We start from the raw sequence: 15536 nt of genomic DNA, 5'->3' as shown, positions 1-15536 counted from the left end.
TCCCTGCCGTACGGGCCGTACGGGCCGTCCTCATCGCCTGGCAGGACGACGGGCGACCCTACGGAAAGATATACCACGTCCTCAGGGAATTTTCTCCTCTTGACGACAACCTTTCCGCGACTCGCCGGCGGGATTTCGCCACACCGCGCCGCAGCATTACGCTGCACCACAGCATCTTGGGAGCCACGCCCGGCCCGCAAGGCGCCCCCCGGGCGGCCCTTCGGACCGTCCGGGGGCGCCCCTCCGAACCTAGCCGAAGATGTCGGCAGTGATGCCCGCATACCAGCCGAGGCTTTCCTCGAAGGTCGCCTTTCTCAGCGCCGCATCCTCGCCGGTCTGGCTGACGAAGCCGTCGACCTTGGCGATCTTGTCCTCGGCGGCCTGATAGGAGGCGCCGACCTTGACGCCGTCCCCGGTGTCGATCAGCGACCAGCAGGTGTTCGAGTATTTCGCCGGGAAGGCCCGTGCCCCGATCAGCGCCGCGCGCACCTGCATCGCCGCCACCTTGGCCTGGCTGTTGGCCGAGAAGGCCGATTTCGGCATGTCGCCCGCGATGGTCGCGTCGCCCAGAATGTAGATATTCTCGTCGATCCGGCTTTGCATCGTCCCCGGCACGATGGGGCAGAAGCCGCTGTCATTGGCAAGCCCCGCGATACCCGCGATATGACCCGCCTTCTGCGCCGGGATCACGTTGCAGACATCGACCGTCTCGGGTGTGCCGTCGATCACGACCTCCATGCTGTCCGGCCGCACCTCGACATTGGCGGCGCCGAAATCGGGGCCGATCCGCTCGATCATGCCGGGATAGTGCCGCCCCCAGCCCTCCTCGAACAGCGCCTGCTTCGAGAACTTCTCCTTGGGGTCCACGATCAGGATCTTGGCGGTCGGGTTCCGTTCCTTCAGGACATGGGCCACCATCGAGATCCGCTCGTAAGGGCCGGGGGGGCAACGATAGGGGTCGGGCGGGGCCACCATGCAGAAGACGCCGCCCTCGCGCATCGCCTCGATCTGCGCCTTCAGCAGCTGGGTCTGGCTGCCCGCCTTCCAGGCATGGGGCATGCGGTTCTGAACCGTCAGATCCCAGCCCGGCACCGCACCGTCGACGAAGTCGATGCCCGGCGACACGATCAGCCGGTCATAGCCCAGCGCATGGCCCGAGGCGAGCGCGACCGACCGGGCCTCGCGGTCGATATCGACGGCGAGATCGTGGATCACGTTGATGCCGTACTGGCTGGCAAGCCGCCCGTAGTCATGGGCGATCGAGGCGAGGTCGCGGAACCCGCCCAGATAGAGGTTCGAGAAGAAGCAGGTGTAATAGGTCTTGCCGGGCTCGATCAGCACCACGTCGATGGCGCCGCCGCTGTCCTTGGCGATGTAGCGCGCGGCCGTGGCGCCCCCCGCGCCGCCACCCACGATCACCACCCTCGGCCGGGCCTGGCCGATGGCAGAGGGCGCCGACAGGGCCGCGCCCAGCGCCAGCCCGGTTCCCAGAAAGCTTCGTCTGTTCAGGCTCATGTCTCTGTCTCCTCCCTGGACATGATTTCGCGCGTCTCCGGTCGTTTTCGTGAATGACGGCGGGCCGTCAGAGGCCGAGCGCCCCGAAATAGGCCGCCAGCGCCGCGATTTCCTCGTCCGACAGCCGCCCGGCCATCATCTGCATTACCGGATGCGGGCGCAGATGCTGCTTGTAGGCATGCATCGCCAGCACGAACTTGCGCTCGGGCCAGAGCGTGATCGAGGGGATGCCCTGATCGGACCCGTCGCGCTGATGGCAGGTCGTGCATTCGCTCGACAGGTATTCGCCCCAGCCCGGGTCGCCCGCCAGCGCCAGCGTCGCCTCGCTCAGCTCCGGATCGCCCGCGCGCGCGGTCGGCGCCGCCTCGGGGATGTTCGAGGGCTTGTCGGAATACTGGCGCAGGAAGGCCAGCAGATCGGCCCGCTCGCCCGCATCCTCGAGCCCCGGAAAGCTCATCCTGGTGCCCGAGACCAGCACCACCGGATTTTCCAGATAGGCATCGAGCGTCTCGAACGTCCAGGTCAGCCCGTCCTGGCCCGCCCGCTGCATCGACCTCGAATAGGGAAAGCCCGCGACCGTCGCCGCGCGCCGTCCGAAAAGCCCTGTCAGCGGCGGCCCGATGCTGGCCTGCGCCTCGGGACCGATTTCATGGCAACCGCTGCAATAGACCCATATCTCGGCGCCGCGCACCGGGTCGCCGATGGCCTCGACATGCGTCTCGGCCCGCCCCGCGCCCGCCCCTCCCAAGGCGAGCGCGAGGACCAGACTTAGTTCCTCCCTCATATGCAAATAATGCAATTCCGCTATGCGTCTAGTAAGATGATTCGACCCCTCGACTCGCCCAAGGGCAGGGACGGAATGACGCGGGCGGACCCTGAAACGGAAAAGGGGCGACCCGACGGCCGCCCCATATCCCCTGCCCGCAGATCGCGTCGCTAGTGACCTTCGTCCGGGGTCACGTCCAGCACGGCGGCGCGCATGGTGATCTTAACCTCCGGCTTGCAGTCGGTCATGCAGGGCGGCTGCGAGAAGCGCGGCAGTTCGGTCGTCTCGCGGTCGTCGACGATGAAGCCGTCGGCATTGGGCATCGCGACCTCGAGGAAGTTCTCGTTCGACAGCACGAAATCGTCGTCGACCAGATCGTTCGAATAAAGGATGTAGGCGGTGATGGCATAGACCTCGTCGACCGTCAGCACCTGCGCCGCGCCGAAGGGCATCGAGCGGTGGACATAGTCCCAGACGGTCGAAAGATAGGGCCAGTAGGACCCCACGGTCTTGAGCGGGTCGTCGCGGTCAAGCGTGCCGTCGCCGCCCGCAAGCTTGGGGTAATTGCCCACGCCCTCGGCGAATTCGCCATGGCAGATCGCGCAATTGGCCGAAAAGATCTCTTCGCCATCCTCGACCGAGCCCGAGCCTTCGGGCAGGCCCACCCCGTCGGGCGCCACATCGACGTTCCAGGCCGCGACCTCTTCGGGCAGCGCCGGACGGCCCAGCCCGAAACGGTCCGCCTGGGCCGGACCGGTCAGGGCCAGCAGCAGGGCGACCGCGGACAGGTTACGAGACTTCGACATTTTCCGCCTCCCCGTTGGCCTTGACCCACCAGGTCTGGATGCCGTTGTTGTGATAGATCGAGTTCAGCCCGCGGATTTCGCGCAGCGCGTTCTTGGTCGGCTGGACATAGCCGGTCTCGTCCATCGCGCGCGATTGCAGCAGCATCTCGGAGCCGTCCCAGTCGATATCCAGATAGAAGCGGCTGAGCGCCATCTTCTGCCCGGGCTGCGCCAGCCGCGCGGTCTGCCAGGACGTGCCGCCATCGAGCGAGACATCGACCCGCGAGATCGCGCCCCGCCCCGACCAGGCGAGCCCGGTGATGACCAGCGGCCCCGGCCCGTGGGTGATGGGCGATTGCGGGCTGGGCGAGGTGATGACCGATTTCGCATCCATCACCCAGGTCCATTTGCGCGAGGTGCCGTCGGCCAGCGTGTCGGTGTATTTCGAGGTCTCCTCGCGGCTTTCGACGGCCTCGGTCGTGACCTCGACCCGGCGCAGCCACTTGATCCACATGTTGCCTTCCCAGCCCGGCACACACAGCCGGACCGGATAGCCATGTTCCTTGCGCAGCGCCTCGCCATTGGCCTTGAAGGCCACCAGGCAATCGTCGAGTGCCTTGTCGAGCGGGATCGACCGGCCGTTCGAGGAGGCATCCGCCCCCTCGACATAGATCCATTTGCCCTCGGGTTTGACGCCGGCCTCTTCCAGCAGGGTGCGCAGCGGCACGCCGGAATATTCCATGTTGTGGATCATGCCATGGGTGAACTGCGCGCCATTCAGCTGCGCCCCCGCCCATTCCATCCCGGAATTGGCCGCGCATTCGAGGAAATAGGTGTGGTTCACCCGCGGGAAGCGTTCGAGATCGGCATAGGTGAAGACCAGCGGCGTCTCGACCAGCCCGTTGATCATCAGCCGGTAATCTTCCTTGGGCAGGTCGATGGCGCCGGAATGATGCCGCTCGAAGGCGCAGCCCTGCGGCGTGATGGTGCCGTCAAGCGCATGGATCGGCGAAAAGTTGACCGAGGAAATCGTGTCGGCGGTCAGCCAGCCGACATTGCGGCGGATCACGTCGGCTTCGTATTCGATGGGCATCCCATAGGGGGTCACGTCGACCCCGTCGCCCCACATCTGCGCCCAGGGCTGTTTCTCGGTGATCAGCGGATCGGGTTCCTGCGCCACGGCGCCGCCCGCGACCAGCGCGCCGCCGCCCGCCAGTCCCGCCTTCAGAAATCCGCGCCGCGTGGGGGCGCCCGGCCGGTCGGTCATCGGTGTCTCCTCCTTCGTGCCGCTCATGCGCCGCTGACCACGACCGACGTGTTCGGGTCGACGCGGACCGTGCCCTGACGCTTGACGTAGCTTTCGACCACCTCCCAGATCGGCGGTCCCTCGGTGCCCTCGCCCACGCTGGCCCAGCCCGAGACCACGTAGGACCGGGCCGGATCGACCGCTTCGCCGGTCTTCAGCAGCGTCATGTCGGTGATGCGGCTGCCCTGGGGTTTGGTGACGTCGATCCGGTAGCCCATGCCGCCGACCCGGACCATGTCGCCGCCCTGCTGGTAATAGGGATCGGGGTTGAAGAGGTTGTCAGCCACGTCCTCGAGGATGGTGTGCAGCATCTCGCCCGTCATCTCGGACCGGTAGGCGTTCGGATAGGTCATGGCGGTGGCGCTATACAGATCCTCGCGGGTGATCGGATCGCCCGGCAGCAGGCTCGGCCCCCAGCGGAACCCGGGGCTGAGCGCGATATCGGCCTCGCGCTCGTCGATCAGCGCGTTGCAGATCAGATCGTCCCAGGTGCCGTTGAAATTGCCCCGCCGGTAAAGCAGGCTGTCGGTCGTGCCCAGAACCTCGGCCATCTCGGCCTTGTAGGGCGCGCGTTCGCGCTCGATCAGGGCGGTCATCTCGGGATCGGGGGCGATCGCGTCCGAAAAGACCGGGATCAGCTTGTGGCGAAAGCCCATCATCCGGCCCTCGCGCACATCGAGATCGAGCCGGGTGACGAATTTGCCGTTCGACCCCGAGGCAATCAGCAGGGTCTGTCCCACCATCACCGGCTCGGGCAGCGCGTCATGGGTGTGGCCGGTCAGGATCACGTCGATGCCGGGGACGTTGCCGGCCATCTTGCGGTCGACATCGAAGCCGTTATGGCTGAGCACCACCACCAGATCGGCGCCCTTGCTGCGGACCTCGGCCACCACCTCGGCCATGCGCTCTTCGCGGACGCCGAAGCTGAGGCCGGGGAACATCCATTTCGGGTTGGCGATGGGCAGATAGGGGAAGGCCTGGCCGATCACCGCGATCTGCGCGCCACCCCGCTCGAACATCCTGTAGGGCTCGTAGGCGGGCTCGTCCCATTCGGCATCGAAGATGTTGGCGCCGAGAAAGGCGAAGTCGAGCCCCTCGACGATCTCGTTGACCCGGTCGAGACCGAGCGTGAATTCCCAATGGCTGGTCATCGCGTCGGGTTTCAGCAGGTTCATGGCGTTGACCATGTCCTGCGCATCCGAGCGCAGGCAGGTATAGGAGCCATGCCAGGTGTCGCCGCCATCGAGCAGCAGCGCCTCGGGCCGGTCGGCGCGAATGGCGTTGATCACCGTCGCCACCCGGTCGAGCCCGCCCATCCGGCCATAGCCTTTGGCCAGCGAGACGAAATCGACATAGCTCAGCGCATAGGCCTCGGGCGTGCCGGGGGCGATGCCGTAAAGCTTGAGAAAATCGGCGCCCGTCACATGGGGCGGCTGTCCGGCCGCGGCGCCGACGCCGATATTGATCTCGGGTTCGCGGAACCAGACCGGCACCAGCTGGCCGTGGATGTCGGTGACATGGATGAGCGTCACGTTGCCGAAGGTGTCGAACTCCAGCAGCCGGTCCTGGGTCAGCGCCTGCTGAGCCGCGAGCCGCGCCCAGTTGCCCGCGCCGGACGCGCCCCAGACCGCCGAGGCGGCCAGCGCGGCCTGCAGGAAATCCCTTCGCGAAATCATCGTTTCGGCATCCTTTCCGGATCGCGGCCTGCGCATCACATGCACGAAACCGAATGTTTCAGATCGGACGGGGCCCGCGCCGGGTCAGCGGCGCGGGCCCCGGGATCAGTTGCGGACGGACGGCCCCTCGACCGACAGCCCGTTGCCGCGCGAGGCGACGTAAAGCTCCAGCGCCACGAATTCGGGCGAGCCGACCGCGAAGGGCACGCCGCGGGTGTCGCGGATGCAGCCCTTGAACCGGTCCTGCACGGCATTGAGCTTGGTGTTCTTCAGCCGGTAGCTGGGAAAGCCGTTGATCTGGCCCTGGCTCAGATGGTCGGCGCGGATGTAATGGTCGAAATACTGCTCGTGGCAGTTGGCGCAGGACAGGTCGAGCTGGCCGTAGCGGGTATAGTAGATTTCCTTGCCCTTCTCCCAGGTCGACCGGGCCGGGCCGTCGATGGCCACATCGACCGGTATCCCGCGCGAGACCGAGGCGATCAGCGCGACCATCTGGGTCATGTCGCTGCCGATGTATTTCCACTCGTCGGCACCCATGCGCGAGGTGCGGCAGGCATTGATCATCTGCTCGATCGTGCGGACCTCGCCCGCGCTTTCGACCCATTTCGGGTAATGCGCGCGGACCCCCAGCATGCCCTCGTCGACCACGCCATGGCAGTCGGCGCAGGCCTTGCCGGCGCTGCCCTCGGGCGTGTCCCAGACCTCGCGCGCGGCCTCGACGAAGATCATGCCCGGATTGTCGAAATCGTCCAGCTCCAGCGCCTGGGTATCGTCGCTGCGGAAGGTCCAGCCGGACCGGATCTCGTCGAGATGGCCTTCGAGATGCGGCGGCGCGGCGGTCCGGGTGACGATCTCGAGATCGCCGTTGATGATCAGCGGATCGTCCGGCCCGGCCGAGGCGACCCCGCCGCCCAGCAGGGCGCCGCAGGCCAGTGCCGCAGCCATGCCTGTCAGTCTGTTGGTCTTCATCTGCTCCCCTCCCTCGAAACAGCGCGCCTCAGGCGCGGGCGGCTCAGCCGATGGCGATCGACTTCACGTCCTCGTAGACCGACCCGTCGTCGTCGTACCAGGTGAAGACCATGTCGCCCGCCTCCGGGATCACCGCCTCGAACTCGAAATAGGGATTGGTCGAGATCGCCGGGGCCAGCGCCACATCGATCACGTTCTGGCCGTTGAAGGCCACGCTGAAGCGGTTGATGATCGAGCGCGGAATGGGGGTGCCGTCGCTGTCCTTGCGCTGGCCGGATTCCATCTGGTGGCTGATCAGGGTCTTGATGACCACGGTTTCGCCCGCAGCGGCCGTCTTCGGGGCCTTGACGCGGGGTTTGACGCCTTCTGCCATGTGTCTTTCTCCTCTCGTCTCAGCCGCCGCAGCCGCCGATGGTGACCTTCACGGTATTCGCCGCGCGCTGGAAGCTGCCATCGGCCATCTTCGCGATGGCGATCACGTCCTGCGTGCCGCCCAGCCGGATGCGGGTCGACAGGCGCTGCGCGCCCGCGAGCGGGCCGAAGCTGACCCGCGCCACGTCGGGCGTCGGGTTGGCCGAGGCCAGAACCAGGATCTCGACCGCGCCGGGAGCGTTGACCTCGATCGGGACGGTGTTGCCGTTCTCGGCGATCTCGGGCGTGGTCAGGGTGATCCCGCCCTCGCCCATCGCGGCGCCGCCGGTGAATTCGGCGATCTTGTCATCGGCAGCCGCGCGCAGCGCCTGCGCCGGCAGCATCAGCGCCGCGGCGAGCCCCGCGCCCAGCGCCATCGCGCCTCGTCTGGTGAACTCCATCTCTTCCTCCTTGCTCAGGCGCGCCCGGCGGCCGGGGCGCTCATTGCGTCAGCGTCATCAGATAGGCGACGACATCCTCGATCTGCGCGGCCGTCATCAGCGGCTGGATCTCGCCCTCTATGGGTTTCGAGGTGAACTCGATGCCCGGGCGGTTGAAGCCCTCGACCCGGTAATAGGCGGGCATCACGGTATCGGGGAACACGTTCTTGGAATTGACCAGGATGCCCCGGATCATCGCCTCGGAATAGCGCGCGGCGACCCCGTCGAGCGACGGGCCGACCGTGCCGGGGAACGGCGCGTCGGACATTTCGGTGACCTGGTGACAGGCGATGCAATTGGCCACAGCCCGGTTCGTCATCAGGCTGCGCCCGGCCGCCGGATCGCCCGGCGCATCGGTCAGGGGCGCGGCCACATGGCCCTGCCCGTCGATCGCGACGTCGCCCGGCGCCACCTCGGATGCCAGCCCTGCGCCCGCCCAGACGGCAAGGCAGAAGGCGGTCAGACCCACCTTTCTCATTGCTGAGACTCCTCCCTTTTCTCTCCCTTGACCCGACTGTAACGGAGCGGCCCGACGCGACGCAACAACAAATATAGTTTTTTGCATACGACTTTCCGGCACCCCCTGCCCCGGTCAGTTGGACGGGTCGGCCATGGTCCGGGCCACGTATTTCTGGAAATGCTCGTCGCCCTCATAGCCGCGGTCGAGCACCCATTGCAGCAGCGCCCGCGTCGTGCCCTTGCCGAAGGCGCCGGGCATGGTTGCCACCGCCGCCTGGGCCGCGGTGCCGCCCTCGGGCGCGGTCTCGGGCATGAACATCAGCGTGGGCGTGAACATCACCCCCCAGCGCGCCGCCATCTCTTTCTCGGGCAGCACGGTGCCGTCGAAATCGGTGACCTCGACATCGCCGAACAGGTTCATCTGGACGACGAAATAGTTCTTCCGGATCAGCGCCTCGATCTCGGGATCGGGAAACACCTCTTCGTGCATCTTCGTGCAGTAGATGCAGCCGCGCTGTTCCCAGATCACCAGCATCCGCCGGCTCTCGGCCTGCGCCTCGCCCAGATCCTCGCGCATGTCGCGGAAGGTCTCGCGCAGCCAGTCGGGCTTGTGCAGCCCGTCATCGCCCATCGGCGAGGCCAGCACCGGGGCTGCAAGGGCCGCAAAGCCTGCGGCCAGAAGCGTCGTCAGTTTCATGGTTGTCCTCCCTGCAGAACGGTCAGCCGAGCGTGGTGAACCACGGCACGGTGTCGATCAGCACCTGCGCGAGGTAGCCGACCGAATTGGTGGCGATGAGCACGGCGAAGACGACCAGCATCACCCCCATCGCCTTTTCGACATGGCCCAGATGCCGGCGGTTGCGCTGCATCCAGGCCAGGAACGGCCGGGCGAAGGCCGCGGCCAGCACGAAGGGCAGCGTCATCGCCAGCCCGTAGACCAGCAAGAGAAGCGCCCCCCGGGCAATGTCGCCCATGCCGCTGGCCACCATCAGGATCGCCGCCAGCGCCGGGCCCACGCAGGGCGTCCAGCCAAAGCCGAAGGCCAGCCCCATCAGATAGGCGCCCAGAACCGTCGTCGGCTCGGCCCGGCTTTCGATCCGCGCCTCGCGATAGAGCAGCGGAATGCGCAGCACACCCAGGAAATGCAGCCCGAACAGGAACAGCATCGCAGCGGCGACATAGCTGAGTTCGTCCTTCCATTCGCGGAAGCCCTGCCCCAGCGCCGTCGCCCCCATGCCCAGAAGCACGAAGATCGAGGTCACCCCCAGCGCGAAGGCGATGGCCGACACCACCAGGCGGCGGACCGCGCCGGGCGGGATCCGGTCGGACCCGCGCAGCTCGGTCATCGAGATGCCCGCCATGTAACACAGGTAGAACGGAACGATCGGCAGGATGCAGGGCGACAGAAAGGACAAAAGCCCCGCCAGCGCCGCACCCCCGTAGGAAATCTCCAGCATCCCAGCCCTCCCTTGCCGATGACGCGAAAACATATTACGATTTGTCTATGTGATAGGATAGCCCAAAATGAAACCTGACCTTGCGGCATGGATCTGCGCGGCGGGGCTGGCGCTGATCGCCGGAGCGTCGGCGCGCGCCGATCTGGTGCTGGGCATGGTCGAGCGCACGGGCTGCGCCTATTGCGTGATGTGGAACCGCGAAATCGCGCCGATCTGGCCGAAGACCCGCGAAGGCCGCACCGCCCCCTTGCGCCGGATCGATCTGGACGCCAAGCTGCCAGAGGACGTGCGGCTTGTCTCCAGACCCCAATTCACGCCGACCTTCGTGCTGTTGCGCGACGGGGTGGAAATCGGTCGTCTCGAAGGCTATCCGGGCGAGGATTTCTTCTGGGGCCTGATCGGAGCCATGGTGCAGGGACAGCCCGAATGGGCACAGACGGACGAGGGTGAGTGAGGATGTGCAACAGGCAGGCCGGACCCCGACGCGCGGCGGGCGCGGCCGCAACCGGGGAGAAGACGGGGTGGTGCTGATGCCCCGTGATGCGATGACGACAGAGGCTGCCCCGCCAGAGGACGATGGCCGCGACGGCCCCGTGCCGTCGATGGATGAGGTGCAGGCCGAGGATATGGTCCAGCATGCCGAAACCGCGTCGAGCTTTCTGAAAGCGCTGTCGCATGAGGGCCGGCTGATGATCCTGTGCCACCTGTCGACCGGCGAGAAATCGGTGACCGAGCTGGAAACGCTGTTGTCCTCGCGCCAGGCGGCGGTCAGCCAGCAACTGGCGCGGCTGCGGCTGGAAGGGCTCGTGTCCTACCGGCGCGAGGGCAAGGCGATCTACTATTCGCTGGCCGACGAAAAGGCGCGCCGGCTGCTCGAGCTGATGCATGACATGTTCTGCACTGCCAAGGCGCCGCCCCGGGCGGCGGAGGCGCGCGACTGACGAAGGGGCGGGCGCCCGCGGAGGCGGTCCCGCCGAGGGGGGAAGACGCGATGGAGACGATACCGCCGGGCGCCTGGGCCGCGCTGATCGGCCTTGTCACCGGCTCGGTGCTGGGGCTTGCCGCCCGGCTGGGCGATTTCTGCACGCTCGGCGCGCTCGAGACCGCGATCTGGGGCGGCGACCAGCGGCGGCTGCGGATGTGGGGCGTGATCCTCGGCACCGCCATCGCCGCGACCTCGCTGCTGGCCGCCGCGGGCCAGATCGACACCGGCGCCACCATCTATCACGCGATCCGCTGGAACCCGGCTGCCAGCGTGCTGGGCGGGCTGGCCTTCGGCTATGGCATGGCGCTGGCGGGCAATTGCGGCTTTGGCGCGCTGGCGCGGTTCGGCGGCGGCGACCTCAGATCGCTGGTGATCGTGGTGGTGATCTCGATCTGCGGCTTCGTCACCCTGTCGGGCCCGCTGGCGCCCTTGCGCGATCTGGCCTTCCCGCAAGAGCCCTCGGACGGGCTGCAAAGCCTGGCGGTCTCGGCCGCCGAACTGACAGGCCTGCCCGCGCTGGCCGTGGCGCTGACGCTGGCCGCCGCGGCCTTCGGCTGGGGCATCCTGCACCGCCCGATGCGGGCCGAGCCGCACCGGATCGGCTGGGCGGTCGCGGTCGGGCTGGCGGTGACGGCGGCGCTGTGGGGGACCTCGGCGATCAGCCACGCGACGCTCGGCGCGGTCGCGGTCGAGGGCCATACCTTCACCGCCCCGCTGGGCCGCACGCTTTTGTGGATGATGACCTCCTCGGCGGGCGGGCTGTCGTTTTCCGTCGGCTCGGTTCTGGGGGTTCTGGCGGGCGCCTGGCTCGGGTCGCGCCGCAAACGCTCGTTCCGCTGGGAGGCCTGCGAAGACCCGCGCGAGCTGGGCCGTCAGGTCGGCGGCGCGGCGCTGATGGGGGTCGGCGGCGTGGTGGCGCTGGGCTGTTCGGTGGGCCAGGGGATCACCGCCTTCGCGACCCTGGCCTGGTCGGCGCCGGTGACGCTGGCGGCGATTTCGGCGGGGGCGGTCTTCGGGCTGCGCCGGCTGATCGCGGGGTTCCAGCCCGATTGACCGGACCGGCCCGCCCCCTGCCCCGCATTGCCGCCATCGACCTCGCCCGCAGCGCGGCTCTGGCCGGGATGGTGGTCTTTCATTTCAGCTACGATCTCGAGATGTTCGGCCATCTGCCCCCGGGCACGGTCGTCTCGGGCGGCTTCCGGGTGCTGTCGGTCACGGTCGCGGCGGCCTTTCTGGCCCTGGCCGGGGTCAGCCTGCAGCTGGCCCATGGCGCGCACGTCCGCCCCCGCGCCGTCCTGCGCCGCCTGCTGCGGATCGCGGCCGCGGCCGGGGCGGTCAGCCTCGGGACCTGGGCCGTGTTTCCGGCCGCCTTCGTCTATTTCGGCATCCTGCATGCCATTGCGGCCGCCAGCCTTCTGGGCCTTTTGCTGCTGCGCCTGCCGCCTTTCGTCCCTGCCCTGCTGGCGCTTGCGGTCCTGCTGGCTCCCCGCCCGGCCCCGATCCCCGACCTGGGCTGGCTCGACTGGACCGGGCTGACCGCGACCCCGCGCCCGAGCGTCGATTTCGAGCCCCTCTTTCCCTGGGCGGCCGCCTTCCTTGCCGGGATGGCGCTGGGCGGGCTGGGCCGCCGCCACGGGCTCTGGGACCGGCTCTCGGGGTCGCCCGGCCGCCTGACCCGCTGGCTTGCCTGGCCCGGACGGAACAGCCTTGCGATCTATCTGATCCATCAGCCGCTGTTGATCGCACTTGTCTGGGGCCTGACCCGGATCGGCCTGTCCTAGAGTGAGGACACATTAATCCGCTTGAGCGCGGGCTCGCCGCGTGATTCCATCTTCCGATCTGGGGAGGGATCATGAGCGAGCTTTTCCGGCTGACGAAAAGCGCAGATGGCGCGGCTGCGTCCGTTTGCCGGGAAAACAGTCCCCCGGGCTGTTTTCTGATCCTCCAAACTCCCGAACTCCCGCGGGAGGCCCCGGATCGATGACCGACGGGTGTTGAGCGGGATAATCTTCATACAGCGCAATGGGTTGATGTGAAAGCATGCCCCTGCGGCCTACGGCCCGCCGAAGACGCTCTCCAACCGCTGGAAGCGGTGGAGCCGGATGGGCGTGTTCGCCACGATCATGACCGGACCGGCCGCCCAGGCACAGGACACCGGGATCGTGATGATCGATGCGCCGCATGCGACGGCCCGTCGGACGGCGTCGAGCCTCGCGGTTCAAAAGGGCGGCGCGGACGGCTGATCGGGCGGAGGTTGAAGGTCAGAAAACGATCCGGGGGATCGTTTTCCCGAGAACGGGCGGGCTGAACTCCACACTGCACGCCCTGGCCGATGCGAAGGGTCGCCCGATCCTGTTCCTCTCGGCGGGCCGGACCTCGGACGACATCGGGGCGCGGGCGCTGCCGTCTTCCATCCCGCAGGCCGGGGCGCTGCTCGGTGACCCGGGCTACGATGCCGACTGGGTCCGCAACGCTCTGACCGACATGGGCATTTTGCTGTGTATCGCCTCCCGCATCGGTCGCAAGGTTCCGATCCCGCACGACGCAAGCCTCTGCCGCCTGCGCCACGGGATCGAGACCATGTTCGCCCGCCTGAAGGACTGGCGGCGCATCGCCACCCGCTGCGACCGCTGGCCGATCCTTTTCCTCTCGGCCTGCGCTCTGGCCGCGACCGCCATCTATCGGGTGTGAGACCTGACTCTGGCGGCTGCGACCGATCCCGGCCGCAAGCAGCAGGCCCCGCATCGCCGATTGCCAGCCAGATGCCGTTCGTCTAAACCTGCACGGGCATTGCCCTCGTAGCTCAGTTGGCCAGAGCAGCGCTCTTGTAAAGCGAAGGTCCGCGGTTCGAATCCGTGCGGGGGCACCAGACACAGACGCACACGGAATCAAGGCAGCGCAAAGCCCCGCAAAATAAGGGCGTATGGAACTTCGATGCGCGCCTGCGCTTGCCTCTGCCCCCCTGAATCGCGCATCCATTTACGCACGAATTACGCACGTGCGTAAATGGATGCGGGTGTATGGCAAGCTTCACGAAGCACAAGACGGGATGGCGGGCGCACGTGGTCAGGCGGGGCACTCGCAAGACCAAGGTTTTCCCGACCAAACGCGAGGCGCAAGACTGGGCGGCCAGGCAGGAATACCTGATCATGGAGGCCGATCGCGCGGTCAGCACGGTCCCCTTTTCAGAGGTGCTTCTGCGCCACGCCCGCGAGGTCAGCCCTACCCACCGCGGCGAAAGATGGGAGGGGATGCGGCTGCGGAAGTTTGCGGAGGACAAGATCGGTGCCGTCAAAATGCGCGATCTCTCGGCGGCGGATTTCGCAGACCGGCGGTTGAGCGAGGTGGCCCCGGCCAGCGTGCGAAGGGAGATGAACCTTCTCGGGTCCGTGCTGACGCAGGCGCGCAAGGAATGGGGGCTGCTCTCCGGAAACCCCATGGCCGACGTGCGCAAGCCGAAGGCGCCTCCGCCGCGTGACAGGCTCCCGACGCAGGATGAACTGGATCGGCTGGCGCATGTGGCTGGCGACGATCTGTCAACGGCACAGGCCCGGGCCTTTCACGCGTTTCGGTTCGGATGCGAGACTGCAATGCGGGCCGGGGAAATCATCGGGCTGGAATGGTCAAGGATCGACCTTGAGGCGCGAGCCGCACGGCTGCCGATGACCAAGAACGGGCATCCCCCGCCGCAACCGCAAGGGCGTGATCGTCCACGACCGCGCCCGCTACACCCCTTGCGTCTGGGTGCCGACCCTCGCCCAGATCGCGGCGGCACGTCGAGCCTATCTCGACTGGTGGGGCTATCTGCTGGAGCTGCAGGCGGCGCTCGGGTCCGCCGATCTCGCGCGGATCCGCGTCACCGGGGATATGCCCCCGATGACGCCCTGGCGATGAAATTCAGAGATTTTTGCCCTGCTGACGAGGGGCCCGGCTTTCGGAAAGCGCGAAGCTCAAACGTCAACGCGTTACTGAGATGTGTCGGAAATGGAGCCTGTTTTCCAAGTGCAACCATCCGGAGGCGGGATAGCAGCAACGTCCGACCAGCCCTCCGGCGAGATGTTCGACCAATTACGAGAATCCATGCCGGAAGCCTCAAGCCAGCCCCGCCAACGACCGAAAAACTCTTCGTCGCTCAACACATCCGCGTGCCACTGGCAGGGATCGCCCATTTGCTTTCGGAAGCCGTCGGTTATCTGCACACTTCCGTCAAGAAAGGCGTTTCTGAAATCAGTCTCTTCATTGAAGTTGACGCTCCTCAAATCGGCGAACCTGAGAGCGCCGCCACCATTTGTGACCGCTCTCAGGTTCGCCGATTGGATTATTAAGGGTTCGAACCGCACACCTGTCAAGAAACTCATACTGAGGTCCGCCCCCTCCATCTGGACCCAGCTGAGGTCCGCCCCCTCCATCTGTGCACCGATGAGGTTCGCCCCTGCCAAAAACGTGTCAGTCAACTGCGCTCCTCTGAAATCCGGTTTCTGATGACCGGGTTGGTGCCACTGAGGTTTGCGTAGTTCCGAAATCGCGGCCTCTCTCCTCCGTCGAAACTCTCTCTCAAACAGGGCTTGCTGATACTCCGAAAGTTCCTTCCGGGTGCAGTCATTAGCTTCGCGCTTGCACCAATCCCCAAAAAAATCAGACTTTGCGATGTCACTAGGTCGTGTTGACAAAAGGGATTCCGCTCGTGCGTAGGCTCCAGACTCATTGATCGTCAAAGCCAGAAGATGACGGTTGCGGCGAGGGCTATGGCGGAGAGGAAGGTCTTTG

The 15536-nt window shown here is 66.7% G+C and carries 17 protein-coding genes, 1 tRNA gene and 2 pseudogenes; 8 read left to right on the top strand and 12 right to left on the bottom strand.

Annotated elements, in window-relative coordinates; translation table 11 throughout:
• Positions 1-249 precede the first annotated feature (249 nt).
• The 11 genes from DSD19_RS17095 to DSD19_RS17045 form a co-directional block, all read right to left on the bottom strand.
• Positions 250-1515 (bottom strand): NAD(P)/FAD-dependent oxidoreductase, encoded by a 1266-nt coding sequence (locus DSD19_RS17095; protein WP_113670476.1) that lies wholly within the window; start codon positions 1513-1515, stop codon positions 250-252.
• Between the two features lie 67 nt (positions 1516-1582).
• Complete coding sequence (locus tag DSD19_RS17090; protein ID WP_113670475.1) at positions 1583-2299, bottom strand: c-type cytochrome; 717 nt, start codon at positions 2297-2299, stop codon at positions 1583-1585.
• A 152-nt stretch (positions 2300-2451) separates the two neighbouring features.
• Positions 2452-3087 (bottom strand): c-type cytochrome, encoded by a 636-nt coding sequence (locus DSD19_RS17085; RefSeq protein WP_075785484.1) that lies wholly within the window; start codon positions 3085-3087, stop codon positions 2452-2454.
• The gene (gene soxC, locus DSD19_RS17080) at positions 3071-4333 is read right to left on the bottom strand and encodes a sulfite dehydrogenase (RefSeq protein ID WP_075785483.1); all 1263 of its coding nucleotides are present in this window, start codon (positions 4331-4333) and stop codon (positions 3071-3073) included. The genes DSD19_RS17085 and soxC overlap by 17 nt, the downstream gene beginning before the upstream one ends.
• Before the next feature lie 23 nt (positions 4334-4356).
• Positions 4357-6048, bottom strand: a complete 1692-nt coding sequence (gene soxB, locus DSD19_RS17075) for a thiosulfohydrolase SoxB (RefSeq protein WP_113670474.1) — start codon at positions 6046-6048, stop codon at positions 4357-4359.
• 105 nt (positions 6049-6153) lie between these two features.
• Complete coding sequence (gene soxA / locus DSD19_RS17070) at positions 6154-7017, bottom strand: sulfur oxidation c-type cytochrome SoxA (protein WP_113670473.1); 864 nt, start codon at positions 7015-7017, stop codon at positions 6154-6156.
• Positions 7018-7060: 43 nt separating this feature from the next.
• On the bottom strand, positions 7061-7390 hold the full coding sequence (soxZ, locus tag DSD19_RS17065) for a thiosulfate oxidation carrier complex protein SoxZ (RefSeq protein ID WP_113670472.1): 330 nt from the start codon (positions 7388-7390) through the stop codon (positions 7061-7063).
• 19 nt (positions 7391-7409) lie between these two features.
• On the bottom strand, positions 7410-7829 hold the full coding sequence (gene soxY, locus DSD19_RS17060; protein WP_075785479.1) for a thiosulfate oxidation carrier protein SoxY: 420 nt from the start codon (positions 7827-7829) through the stop codon (positions 7410-7412).
• A gap of 40 nt (positions 7830-7869) precedes the next feature.
• On the bottom strand, positions 7870-8346 hold the full coding sequence (soxX, locus tag DSD19_RS17055) for a sulfur oxidation c-type cytochrome SoxX (protein WP_113670471.1): 477 nt from the start codon (positions 8344-8346) through the stop codon (positions 7870-7872).
• Positions 8347-8460: 114 nt separating this feature from the next.
• Positions 8461-9024, bottom strand: a complete 564-nt coding sequence (locus tag DSD19_RS17050; RefSeq protein WP_113670470.1) for a thioredoxin family protein — start codon at positions 9022-9024, stop codon at positions 8461-8463.
• 22 nt (positions 9025-9046) lie between these two features.
• The gene (locus DSD19_RS17045) at positions 9047-9784 is read right to left on the bottom strand and encodes a cytochrome c biogenesis CcdA family protein (protein WP_113670469.1); all 738 of its coding nucleotides are present in this window, start codon (positions 9782-9784) and stop codon (positions 9047-9049) included.
• A gap of 67 nt (positions 9785-9851) precedes the next feature.
• On the opposite strand from DSD19_RS17045, the gene DSD19_RS17040 reads away from it, so the two are divergent.
• From DSD19_RS17040 to DSD19_RS21885, 8 genes and pseudogenes are all read left to right on the top strand, one after another.
• Entirely contained in the window at positions 9852-10238 is a 387-nt protein-coding gene (locus DSD19_RS17040) for a hypothetical protein (protein WP_113670468.1), read from the top strand.
• A 148-nt stretch (positions 10239-10386) separates the two neighbouring features.
• Positions 10387-10725 (top strand): helix-turn-helix transcriptional regulator, encoded by a 339-nt coding sequence (locus DSD19_RS17035; RefSeq protein WP_075787539.1) that lies wholly within the window; start codon positions 10387-10389, stop codon positions 10723-10725.
• A 50-nt stretch (positions 10726-10775) separates the two neighbouring features.
• Positions 10776-11822 carry a YeeE/YedE family protein gene (locus tag DSD19_RS17030; RefSeq protein ID WP_113670467.1) on the top strand — a complete coding sequence of 349 codons (1047 nt, stop codon included), beginning with the start codon at positions 10776-10778 and terminating at the stop codon, positions 11820-11822.
• Positions 11819-12550, top strand: a complete 732-nt coding sequence (locus DSD19_RS17025) for a heparan-alpha-glucosaminide N-acetyltransferase (RefSeq protein ID WP_243628088.1) — start codon at positions 11819-11821, stop codon at positions 12548-12550. The genes DSD19_RS17030 and DSD19_RS17025 overlap by 4 nt, the downstream gene beginning before the upstream one ends.
• Before the next feature lie 171 nt (positions 12551-12721).
• A pseudogene (locus DSD19_RS17020) lies at positions 12722-13460 on the top strand (IS5 family transposase); the annotation flags it as partial.
• A 101-nt stretch (positions 13461-13561) separates the two neighbouring features.
• A tRNA-Thr gene (locus DSD19_RS17015) sits at positions 13562-13638 on the top strand.
• 151 nt (positions 13639-13789) lie between these two features.
• Positions 13790-14437 (top strand): annotated as a pseudogene (locus DSD19_RS22780) (tyrosine-type recombinase/integrase); the annotation flags it as partial.
• 34 nt (positions 14438-14471) lie between these two features.
• Positions 14472-14663 (top strand): hypothetical protein, encoded by a 192-nt coding sequence (locus DSD19_RS21885; protein ID WP_113670466.1) that lies wholly within the window; start codon positions 14472-14474, stop codon positions 14661-14663.
• A gap of 71 nt (positions 14664-14734) precedes the next feature.
• On the opposite strand, the gene DSD19_RS22115 is transcribed toward DSD19_RS21885, so the two are convergent.
• Positions 14735-15536: pentapeptide repeat-containing protein (locus DSD19_RS22115; protein WP_207802485.1), on the bottom strand; the 802-nt coding region annotated here is incomplete at its 5' end.

Source organism: Rhodovulum sp. BSW8 (assembly GCF_003314725.1).
In the GTDB taxonomy this organism is placed as follows: domain Bacteria; phylum Pseudomonadota; class Alphaproteobacteria; order Rhodobacterales; family Rhodobacteraceae; genus Rhodovulum; species Rhodovulum visakhapatnamense.
The sequence above is the reverse complement of the archived record's forward strand: the minus strand, read 5'-3'. Positions and strand labels throughout refer to the sequence as shown.